The organism is Microbacterium mangrovi, assembly GCF_000802305.1.
In the GTDB taxonomy this organism is placed as follows: domain Bacteria; phylum Actinomycetota; class Actinomycetes; order Actinomycetales; family Microbacteriaceae; genus Microbacterium; species Microbacterium mangrovi.
Map to the genome: position 1 here is coordinate 235571 of NZ_JTDK01000001.1, position 10859 is coordinate 246429.

Sequence of the window (10859 nt, forward strand, 5' to 3'; positions counted from 1 at the left end):
TCCTTGGTGTCAGCGACGGTGATGACGGACGCAGCCGATGCTGCGGGAGGGGGTGGATGCCGCGCCGGCTGCGCGGGCGCGGCATCCGGATCGGCGATCAGACGGCGGGCCACCAGGCCGGGTCGGTCCACAGTCCGAGCTCCTGCTCGAGGGCGGCGCCCACGCGGAACACGGTGGCGTCGTCGAAGGTGCGCCCGACGATCTGGACGCCGGTGGGAACGCCGTTCGGTGCCAGACCGGACGGGACGGCGAGCACCGGCACGCGGCCGATGACGTTGAACGGCAGGGTCATGAGCTGGGAGAAGATCGCCGCGCTGTCGGTGCTCGGTTCGTCGGCGGCGAGGCCCGTGGTGGCGATCGTCGGGCAGACGAGGGCGTCGTATCCGGTCATGAGCTCGGCGAACGGCCGATAGAAGGCGGTCTCGGCGACGAGTCCCTCGACGTAGTCTCCGCCGGCCGACTCCGCGAACGCCCGGGTGTACGGCATCAGCTGCTCGGCGCGGGCCGGGTCGCCTTCGAGAACGCTCTCGATGAACGGGCCCATGACTGCGCCGAAGTGCGGCCACGCGGTCTTCAGCACCCGGTCGGGGCCCCACGGCAGCTCGACGAAGTCGACTTTCGCGCCGGCCGCGACGAGCGCTTCCGCCACGGCGCAGGTGTTCGCCTCCACCACCGGATCGACCTCGTACCCGCCGAGGTCGAGGCAGACCGCGATCCGCATGCCGGTGAGGGGGCCGGCCTCGCCCGAGACGGTGACGACCTCCCGCAGGGATGCGGCATCCCCCACCCACGGGCCCGAGATGACGTTCTGCAGCAGGGCGACGTCGGCGACGCTGCGGCCCATCGGCCCGTCCGCGCAGTAGGTGTCGGAGTTGAAGGGAGCGAGACCGGGGACGCGGGCGAACGGGGGCTTGAACCCGATGACGCCGCAGAACGACGACGGGATGCGGATCGATCCGCCGATGTCGCTGCCGGTCGCGAGAATCGTCGAGCCGGCCGCCAGCACGGCACCCGAACCGCCCGAGGATCCGCCGGGGGTGAAGTCGGTGTTCCACGGGTTGCGGGTGATGCCCCAGAGCTTCGAGTGCGTCACCGGGGCGCAGCAGTACTCGGGCGTCGTGGTGCGTCCGTGGACGACCGCGCCCGCGGCCTGGATGCGCTCGACGATGGGATGCGTCTCGGTGGCGATGGAGCCCTTGTCGAGCAGGCTGCCGTCTTCGAGCAGGCGTCCGGCGACGGGCTGCTCGTCCTTCAGCATGAGCGGGATGCCCTCCAGGGCGCCGATCCGCTCGCCGCGGGCGAGGCGCGCCTCCGATGCCGCGGCCGCCGCCCGGGCCTCGTCCACCCACTGCTCGGTGACCGCGTTGATGCGCGGCTCGGTCGCCTCGGTCCGCGCGATCGCCGACTCGAGGACGTCGACGGGGGAGACCTCGCCGCGGCGGTACATCGCGGATGCCTCGGTGGCGGTCAGGCGGAACAGATCCATGGAGGGATGCCTCTCTCGTGGCCGTACATCGTACGGTGCCGTACACTGTACGGACGATAATGTTGCATCCATGCCGTCCCGTCAAGTCCCCGTGCTCAGCCGCCGCGACGTGACCGACGCGGCGATCGGGCTCATCGAGCGCGACGGTCTCGGCGCCCTCACGATGCGCCGCCTCGCGGCCGAGCTCGGCTGTGCGCCGATGAGCCTCTACACGCATGTGCGGAGCCGCGACGACCTCGTCGACGCCATCGTCGACCGGCTGATCGAACAGCTCGACCTGCACGAGGTCCCCGCGGAGACGTGGGACAGCGCCGTGCGGCGCACGCTCGGGTCGTACCGCGACCTGGCGGTGCGGTCTCCCGCCGCGTTCGAGCTGCTCGCGCTCGCACCGTACGACACCTCGCCGGTCGCGCCGCACCTCGCGAACGTGCTCACCGGCCTCGAGCACGCCGGGCTCGACGCCGAGCAGGCGCGGCAGATCCTCGGGATCGTCGACGCCTACGCATCCGGCTTCCTCGTGGTGTGGGCCCGCAGCCGCGCCCGCGCCGCGCAGGGCGCCGACGGGCGCGGCGACGACGGGCAGGATGCCGGCATCGCGTCGATGCGCCACCTCGACATGTTCGACGAGGGCCTCGACGCCCTCATCGCCGGCCTTGACGCGACGCTCGTGCGGCACGCCTGACTCAGCGGGCCGCGTCCGACGCGACCGAGACCGACGGGACCACCGCCTCCCGGAACAAGGGCGCTGATCCCGTCCGAGCCTTCGGCGCTGAGCGCCGATCCGACCGTAAGGAAGTCGTTAGGACGGGCCTTACCGCCCAGGACCGGGCCCTACGATTCGTCTGTGACCGACACGATCGCGACGACCGCTCCCACGCCCACGCGCAGCCCGCTGCGGCTCGCGCTCATCGTCGGGGCGCTCGGAGTCGTGTTCGGCGACATCGGCACCAGTCCCATCTACACGCTGCAGACGGTCTTCAACCCGAGCGACCCGCACCCCGTGCCCCTCACCACCGAGAACCTGTACGGCGTCGTGTCGCTCATCGTCTGGTCGATCATCCTCATCGTCACCGTCACGTACGTGCTGCTCGCAATGCGCATGGACAACGACGGCGAGGGCGGCATCATGGCCCTGCTCACCCTGCTGCGGCGCTGGGCTCCCAGCAGTCGCACCCGCATCGTGGTGCTGCTCTCGGGCCTGGCCGTGCTCGGCGCGGCCCTGTTCCTCGGCGACAGCATGATCACCCCGGCGATCTCCGTACTCTCCGCCGTCGAGGGCCTCAAGGTCATCAACCCGGGGCTCGCCGAATGGGTGGTCCCGATCACGGCGGCGATCCTGCTGGTGCTCTTCCTGGTGCAGCGGTTCGGGAGCGCGGTCGTGGGCCGCCTGTTCGGCCCCGTGATGGTGGTCTGGTTCGCCGTGGTCGCGGTGCTGGGCATCGGCGGGATCACCCACGATCCCGGCATCCTGCTCGCACTGCTGCCGACGTACGCGATCGGTTTCATGGTCGGCCACTTCCAGATCGCGTTCTTCGCCCTCGCCGCGGTCGTGCTGTCGGTCACCGGCGCCGAGGCGCTGTACGCCGACATGGGCCACTTCGGAAGGCGTCCGATCTCGTTCGCCTGGCTGGTGCTCGTCTTCCCGGCGTGCGCCCTCAGCTACCTGGGCCAGGGGGCGCTCGTCCTGCAGGATCCGAAGAACATCTCGGCGCCGTTCTTCCTCCTCGCCCCCGGATGGGGACAGATCGCCATGGTCGTGCTCGCAACGGCGGCGACGGTGATCGCCTCCCAGGCGGTCATCTCGGGTGCCTTCTCGGTGGCCAGTCAGGCATCCGGACTCGGCTACCTGCCGCGCCTGCGCGTCGCGCACACCTCGTCGTCCACCCATGGCCAGATCTATGTCCCGTGGATCAACTGGCTGCTGATGGTGTCGGTGGTCACCCTGGTGTTCGCGTTCCGCAGCTCGGCGGCGCTGGCCTTCGCGTACGGGATGGCGGTGACCGGAGCGATCACGACGACCACGATCCTGTTCTTCTACCTCGCCCGCCGCCGCTGGCGGAACGTCCCGCCGTGGCTGCTGTGGGCCGGCGGCATCGCTCTGGTCTCGATCGACTTGCTCTTCGTCGCCGTCAACCTGACCAAGTTCATCCACGGCGCGTGGCTGCCGCTCGCGATCGGCCTCGCCGCGTTCATCGTCATGACCACCTGGCAGCGCGGACGCGAACTGATCACCGAGCGCCGCACCCAGGCCGAAGGGTCGCTGAACGCGTTCATCGACAAGCTGCGCAGCAAGTCGACGCTGGTGGCCACGGTTCCGGGCACGGCGATCTTCCTCAACCCGGGCAGCGCGACGACGCCGCTGGCGCTGCGCGCCAACGTCGAGCGCAACCACGTGCGGCACGAGCGGGTCGTGGTGCTGTCGGTCGAGATCGACACGGTGCCCCGGCTTCCGGAGGAGAGGCGCTTCGTCGTCGACGACCTGGGTGATCCGACCGACGGCATCGTCCTGGTCAGGATGCGCTTCGGATACACCGAGACCCCCGACGTCCCGGCCACCCTGGCGACCCTTCCCGCCGACCAGTCCGAGGGAACCCTCGACCTGGATGACGCCACCTACTTCCTGTCGAAGATCGAGCTGCGGGAGGGGCGGCTTCCGGGCATGGCGCAGTGGCGCAAACGGCTGTTCCTCGCGTCGTCGCACATCACCAGCGACGCGAGCAACCACTTCCGGCTGCCGCGTGACCGCGTGATCGTGATGGGGTCCCAGATCGAGCTGTGACCCGTCGCCCGTCCTCGGCGGAGTGGATGACGCGAAGGGAGGAGGCTCGGCGCCGGATGCCTCCTCCGGTCGTCGCATCCCCTCCGCTCGCGACGCCGCGGGCGGGGCTACGCGCGGGAGAAGGCGGAGGCCCGCTCGACCTGGTCGCGGGTGGGTGTGATCCCGGTGTAGCGGGCGAACTGGCGCGCGGCCTGCAGGGCGATCACGTCGGCCCCCGTGATGACGGGGGTGCCGGCATCCCGCGCGGCGCGGATGAGCGGGGTCTCGGCGGGGAACGCGACGACGTCGAACACCGTGCGGGCTGCGGCGATGTGCGCGGGGGTGAACGCGAGCGCGTCGGCATCCTGCCCGCTCATGCCGAGCGGGGTGACGTTCACGATCACGGCATGGCCGGGAGCGGGGTCGTCGGCGGTGAACCGGTAACCGTACTTGTCGGCCAGCGCGCTTCCCGCCTGCTCGTTGCGGGCGAGCACGGTGACGTCGTCGAATCCGGCGCCGCGGAACGCCGCCACCACGGCCTTGGCCATGCCGCCCGAGCCGCGCACGAGCACGGAGGATGCCGGGTCCACCGCGTGCTCGACGAGGAGTTCGGCGACCGCCTCATAGTCGGTGTTCGACGCAGTCAGCGTGCCGTCGTCGTTGACGATCGTGTTCACGGACTCGATCGCGGCGGCCGACGGTTCGATGGCGTCCACGAGCGGGATGACGGCCTCCTTGAACGGCATCGACACCGAGCATCCGCGGATGCCGAGACCGCGCACCCCCGCGATCGCGGCCTCGATGTCGGTGGTCGTGAACGCCTTGTAGATGAAGTTCAGGCCGAGTTCCTCGTACAGGAAGTTGTGGAACCGGGTGCCGAGATTCGACGGGCGTCCGGCCAGCGAGATGCACAGGGTCATGTCCTTGTTCAAGATCGGCATGCCCCATTCCACCACCCGGTATCACCCGGGCGCGACCCCGCCTCCTCCCTGCGAGATCCGAGAGAGGGGTCCGAACATGTCCACGTCTTCACCAACGCGGCCGAGCCGGCGATCCCGGCTGGCCGCCCTCGTCGTCGCGGGCCTGATGGCCGTCGGCGGCGTCGCGATCGCCGCACCCGCCGAGGCGTACACCGCCTGTACCGGCGGTTCGCTCGCCGTCACCGCGACGTTCACGCAGGGCGCTGCCGGGCACAGCTACGCCGCCGTGATCTTCCGCAACACCGGTTCCGTCCCGTGCACCATGCACGGCTACCCGTCCGTGGCCGCCTTGAACGGCACCGGCGGCGTCATCGGGCACGCCGGCCACGCCACCGGGTACCCCGTCCCCACCGTCACGCTCGCGCCGCAGGGGTTCGCCTCGTCGCAGATGTCGTGGATGAACTTCAACCCGGTCACGAGCGGTCCGTGCACCTGGTCGCACTCGATCGCGGTGACGCCGGAGGGCACCACCGCCGTGACGCACCTGCCGGTGCAGGTCAGCATCTGCGAACTCCGCGTGCAGCCGACCGTCGCCGGCTCGCCGCACTACCTCGGCTACCCCCGGGCGCAGCTGGAGTGGATCCGGGGCGGGCACGCCATCTCGGCATACATGGGGTACTACTGGCAGCAGGCGATCAACGCCCTGCACGCCGGGAGCGCCACGCAGTGGACGCCGCAGATCGCCGAGCTGCACCAGCTCATCACGCTGCCGGATGCCATGCAGACCCCGACCCAGCACGCCGAGTGGCTGCACGACGTGCACAGCCTCGACGCGTTCTTCGTGACCCCGGGCCTGTACCTGTGAAACCGTCCGAGCCCCGCCGCAGGGTCGTCACCCGCGGCGGGGCTCGGCGGTGAGCGACTGCGTGCCGAGGACGATGGCGAGCTGCAGCCGCTCGGCATCCTCGGACCCCGGCTCGGCGGTGTACACCATGATCCGCAGGTCGTCCTGGGCCACGACGAGGGTGTCGCAGTCGACCGTGATCGGGCCGACGGTCGGGTGGTCGATGACTTTGTGCCGGGACTGCTCGGCCGCGGGGGAGTCGGAGACCGTCTCCCACAGCACCGCGAAGCGCGGGCTCGCCGCCTGCAGATCGGTCACCAGCCGGCGCAGCCGGTCGTCGTGCGGGTACCGGGCCGCCGTCATCCGCAGATCGGCGATGAGGCGCGCGACCTGCTCCTCGTGCTCCGCGGGCGTCTGCCGGGCGCGGGATGCCGGCCCGACGACGTTGCGCCAGACGCCGTTGCGCTCGTTGCCGCGCAGATCCGCGGTCGGGCCCATCAGTGCGTCGTAGGGCGCGTTGGCGATGACCAGGTTCCACGCCGCGTCGTACACGACGACCGGGATCCCCTCGAACCGGTCGAGGAGCCGCTGTACGCTCGGCGCCACCCGCCGCGAGACGATGCCGGAACCCGGCGCGCTGCGACCGGCGAGCTCGAAGAGGCGGTCGCGTTCGGCATCCGACAGGCGCAGGGCCCGCGCCAGCGACTCGACCACCTGCTCGGAGGGCGCCGTCGCCCGGCCCTGTTCGAGGCGCGTCAGATAGTCGACGGAGATCCCGGCGAGGCCGGCGAGCTCTTCGCGCCGCAGTCCCGCCGCCCGTCGCCGGCCGCCCTGCGTGAGCCCCACCGTCTCGGGTGCGACGCGGTCGCGCCAGCGACGCACCGCTCTGCCGAACTCCCAGACTTCCACCCCTCCAGTCTGCGCGCGGTCCGCCATCCTGTCCTGGTACCGGTGGTCCTACGAAAACCGGACGACTGCCTGACCTGGTCGCGCCGTCGAAGGATGGTGCCATGACAACGACACTCATCACCGGGGCGAACAAGGGCCTCGGCAAGGAAACCGCCCGGGCCCTCGTCGCCGCCGGTCACACCGTCTGGCTCGGGGCGCGCGACATAGACCGCGGGCAGGCGGCCGCCGACGAACTCGGCGCCCGCTTCGTGCAGCTCGATGTGACGCAGGATGCCTCCGTCGCCGCCGCCCTCGCGACGATCGCCGAGTCGGGCACGGGGCTCGACGTGCTCGTCAACAACGCCGGCATCGCCAAGCGCGGCGAAGGAATGAGCGAGGCGCTCGACGGACCGAGCGTGCGCGAGGTCTACGACACCAACGTCGTCGGAATCGTCCGGGTGACCGAGGCGGCGCTGCCGCTCCTGGCCCGCTCGGACAACCCGGTGGTGGTGAACGTGTCGAGCGCGCTCGGCTCGTTCTGGGCCACCCACGAGCCGACCCGCCCGGCCTCGCACTTCGTCTCGCTGGTCTACGGATCGAGCAAGGCCGCCGTCTCGATGCTGACCGTGCAGTACGCGAACGCGCATCCCGAGGTGAAGTTCAACGCCGTCGAGCCGGGCATCACCGCGACCGAACTGGGCGGCGGCGATCCGGGCAGCCACCCCGGACGGCCCGCCGCGGAGAGCGCGAAGATCGTCGCGAAGCTCGCGATGATCGGCCCCGACGGACCGACCGGAACGTTCCAGGAGGATGCCGGCGAGCTCGGCTGGTGAGGGGAGAGGGCTGGTGAGGGGAGAGGGCTGGTGAGGGGAGAGGGCTGGTGAGGGGCCGGTGACGCCCGAAGATCCGTGATCTCACGGATCCGCCGCGGCGCCGCGGGTGTGACGCTGGCTTCGTGCGCATCGAGATCTGGGTGGACAGCACCGACCCGCCCGTGGGCCGGGTGGGTGACGACGACGACGCGCGCCCGTTCGTCGGCTGGATCGACCTACTGGCCGTGCTGTCCGGCCTCCTCGAGCCGGCGGGCGACGAAGACGGCGAGCTCGGTGCGCGAGCGCAGACCCAGCTTGGTGAGGATGTTTGACACGTGGGTCTCGACCGTGCGTCGCGACACGGACAGATCCCCGGCGATCTCCGGGTTGGTGGCGCCGGTCGCGACGAACCCGGCGATGCGCTCCTCGGTGCGCGTGAGCGACTCCCAGCCGAACGCGGGCCGCGCGCGGGGCCGCGTGAGGCCCGGGATGCCGGCATGCCGGAACGCGGCGCGGGCGCGCACCAGGTCGTGATCCGCCCCGACCTCGGTGTAGCCGTGCAGGGATGCCTCCGCCAGCATCCGCCGGGCGTCGTCGCGAGCGGGGAGGGCGACCGCGGCGAACTCGGCGACCCGGGCGTGGTCGAATCGGCGCGACGTTCCCGCCAGCAGCCCGGCGGCCTCGACGAGGGCGCCCGCGTCGCCGGACACCCGGCCGTGCACGGCCAGGGCGGTCGCCCGGAGGTGCGTGACGGCGGGGTTTCGGTCTGCGAGGCCGGTCAGCACCCGGACGATCTCGTCCGCACGGGATCGCGCGACCGAACTGTGCGACGGATGCGCGTCGATGACCGTGCGCACGAGCTCGGCGAGGTCGAGGCCCAGCTCCGCACAGTCCATGAGCATGTCGGTGGCCCGCAGCTCCTGCCACCCGTCCCACAGCACCTCCAGTGCGGCGACCTCGTCGCCGCGGGCCCGCTCGCGCTGGCTGAGTCCGAGCCAGATCCACCCCCGGCCGCGACCCGCCCAGGCCGCCCTCTCGGGAATCGGAGAAAGCCGCCGCGCCCACTCGAGCGCCGCCTCCGGGCCCCGCTGATGAGCGACGAGCCAGGCGCGCAGGCCCAGCACCGGGCCGCTCATGCGCACGTCCATCGACCCCACGAGGGTGTGATGGGCATCCAGTTCCGCGGCGATGTCCGAGAAGCTCGCGGTGTGGCTGAGCACCTGGGCGCCGAAGGCGTGCGCGGCCAGCACGCCGGTGCGGTAGCCGAACTGCTCGGACAGCTGCAGCCCGTGGTGCAGGAGCCCCGCCGCGTCGGCGTCGCGCTGCGCGTCGGTCAGCGCGAGGGCGAGCTGCGCGTGCGGGAAGGCCTCCACCGAGGCGAACGAGAGGTGCCGGTCGGCGAGGGCGGCGGCCCGGCTGAGCAGCGCGATCGCCTCGTCGAGGTCGCCCTGGAAGTCGGCGATCTGCCCGTGCACGGCCAGCGCCAGCACCTCGGCGCCGGGGTTGCCGACCTCGACCGCGAGCGCGGCGCCTTCGCGCGCCAGGCGCTTGGCCCCCTCGACGTCGCCGAGCATGAACTGCGGCCAGCCGGCGAAGGCGAGGTGTGCGGCGCGGTCGGCGGGATCGAGGAGGTCGGAGGCCGCGTACCGCTCCGATTCGGCGCGGGATGCCGCGTTGCGGTGCTCCTGCATCAGCGCGTGCGTGTACGTGGAGGTGAGGGCGGGCAGCACGTCGGCGGGAACGTCCTGCTGCAGCGCGCGCTCGGCGAGGGCGGTCGACTCGGCGGCGTGCCCGGCGCTGAGCGCGGCCCGCGCCAGGCCCGCGACCGCCCGCACGTGGAGCGCATCGTGCGGTTCGGTGGCGTGCACGACCCGTTCCCACAGCTCGGTCGCCGTGGCGGGGGCGCCGACCGAGGTGCGCTGGGCGAGCTGCAGCATCCACGGGAGGTCTTCGGGGGAGGTCCGCGCCTGCAGCAGGTGTCCTGCCACGACGGATGCCGGCGCGCCGGCGGCATCCAGCCGGACCGCGACCTCGCGCTGCAGTTCGGCGCGCACCGGCGCCGGAAGGTCCTGCAGCAGCACCTCCTGGATCAGTTCGTGGCGGAAGCCCAGGAGGTCGTGGTCGGCCTCCTCGAGGAACCCGGCGGCGAAGGACTCCCGCAGCAGCGGCACGAGCGCGCTCATCGGCTGGCCGGCGACGACCCGCAGCTGCGTCATCGGAAAGCGGGTTCCGAGAAGCGCCGCCGACGTGAGCAGCTCGCGGGTCGGGGCGGACAGGTGGCTGAGGTGGCGCATCATCACCATCGCGAGCGACGGCGACGGGCCGACCGGGGCATCCAGCACGGCCTCCCCGCCCGCGTCGATCGTCACCGCCCCGTCGCGCAGCAGCGACCGCAGCATCTCGGTGAGGAACAGCGGATTGCCCCCGGAGGCGGCCACATAGCGGGCCAGGGCCCCGTCGACGTGTCCGCCGGTGAGGCGTTCCGCGATCGTGACGCACGCGCTCTGCGGCAGCGCGGTCAGCTCCATCGGCTGCAGCAGTCCGCGCTCGCTCAGAACGCTCAGCAGATTGTCGAGGGCGGGCGGGGTCTCGTGGCGCGCCTGGGTGCGCATCGACCCGACCACCACCAGCGGCAGCTGCTCGAGCGTCCGGGCGAGCCGTGCGAGCAGAGCGAGGGATGCCGGATCGGCCCACTGCAGGTCTTCGAGCACGAGCACGAGCGGGGTGGCCGCGACCTCGTCGATCACCGCCAGCAGGCGCTCGCCGACCGCGTGCTCGTTCGCCCCCGCGGCGAGGCGACGGTCGTCTTCGGTGAGGCGGGGCGCGAACGCGTCGAGCAGCAGGCCGTAGGTGCGGCGTCCGTCCATGGCGTCGGCGGCACCGCGCAGCACCGGCCGCCCCGACAGACGCTGCAGCGCAGCCTCGATGAGCGACGTCTTGCCGATGCCGCCCTCGCCGAGGACGACCACGAAGCGACCGGTCGAGAGCTCATCGGCGTCGAGGGCGTCGGTCAGACGCGCGAGTTCGGCGTCGCGACCCACGAAGACCGAGCCGGATGCGGGCACGGCGCGAGCGCCGGATTCGGCGACGGCGTGAGCGCCGGAAACGGGCGCAGTGCGAGCGCCGGATGTGCGCATGCCACCGCCCTTCA

At 71.8% G+C, this 10859-nt stretch carries 8 protein-coding genes; 4 read left to right on the forward strand and 4 right to left on the reverse strand.

Translation table 11 applies throughout. The features are described from left to right. Positions 1–97: 97 nt before the first annotated feature. Complete coding sequence (locus LK09_RS01070; RefSeq protein ID WP_039394461.1) at positions 98–1486, reverse strand: amidase; 1389 nt, start codon at positions 1484–1486, stop codon at positions 98–100. 70 nt (positions 1487–1556) lie between these two features. Between LK09_RS01070 and LK09_RS20450 the strand changes: the two genes are divergently transcribed. Together LK09_RS20450 and LK09_RS01080 are read left to right on the forward strand one after the other, a co-directional pair. Then, on the forward strand, positions 1557–2168 hold the full coding sequence (locus LK09_RS20450) for a TetR/AcrR family transcriptional regulator (RefSeq protein ID WP_197060939.1): 612 nt from the start codon (positions 1557–1559) through the stop codon (positions 2166–2168). A 162-nt stretch (positions 2169–2330) separates the two neighbouring features. After that, the gene (locus LK09_RS01080; RefSeq protein ID WP_052226259.1) at positions 2331–4265 is read left to right on the forward strand and encodes a potassium transporter Kup; all 1935 of its coding nucleotides are present in this window, start codon (positions 2331–2333) and stop codon (positions 4263–4265) included. 107 nt (positions 4266–4372) lie between these two features. Here LK09_RS01080 and LK09_RS01085 read toward each other — a convergent pair whose 3' ends face one another. After that, positions 4373–5185, reverse strand: a complete 813-nt coding sequence (locus LK09_RS01085; RefSeq protein ID WP_039394465.1) for a shikimate 5-dehydrogenase — start codon at positions 5183–5185, stop codon at positions 4373–4375. A 76-nt stretch (positions 5186–5261) separates the two neighbouring features. Between LK09_RS01085 and LK09_RS20455 the strand changes: the two genes are divergently transcribed. Then, positions 5262–6029 carry a DUF4232 domain-containing protein gene (locus LK09_RS20455; RefSeq protein ID WP_197060940.1) on the forward strand — a complete coding sequence of 256 codons (768 nt, stop codon included), beginning with the start codon at positions 5262–5264 and terminating at the stop codon, positions 6027–6029. A gap of 27 nt (positions 6030–6056) precedes the next feature. Here LK09_RS20455 and LK09_RS01095 read toward each other — a convergent pair whose 3' ends face one another. Further along, on the reverse strand, positions 6057–6917 hold the full coding sequence (locus LK09_RS01095; RefSeq protein WP_197060941.1) for a helix-turn-helix transcriptional regulator: 861 nt from the start codon (positions 6915–6917) through the stop codon (positions 6057–6059). A 101-nt stretch (positions 6918–7018) separates the two neighbouring features. On the opposite strand from LK09_RS01095, the gene LK09_RS01100 reads away from it, so the two are divergent. Beyond that, positions 7019–7729 carry an SDR family NAD(P)-dependent oxidoreductase gene (locus LK09_RS01100; protein ID WP_039394472.1) on the forward strand — a complete coding sequence of 237 codons (711 nt, stop codon included), beginning with the start codon at positions 7019–7021 and terminating at the stop codon, positions 7727–7729. A 215-nt stretch (positions 7730–7944) separates the two neighbouring features. Here LK09_RS01100 and LK09_RS01105 read toward each other — a convergent pair whose 3' ends face one another. Next, positions 7945–10845 (reverse strand): helix-turn-helix transcriptional regulator, encoded by a 2901-nt coding sequence (locus LK09_RS01105; protein ID WP_039394477.1) that lies wholly within the window; start codon positions 10843–10845, stop codon positions 7945–7947. Between the last annotated feature and the right edge of the window lie 14 nt (positions 10846–10859).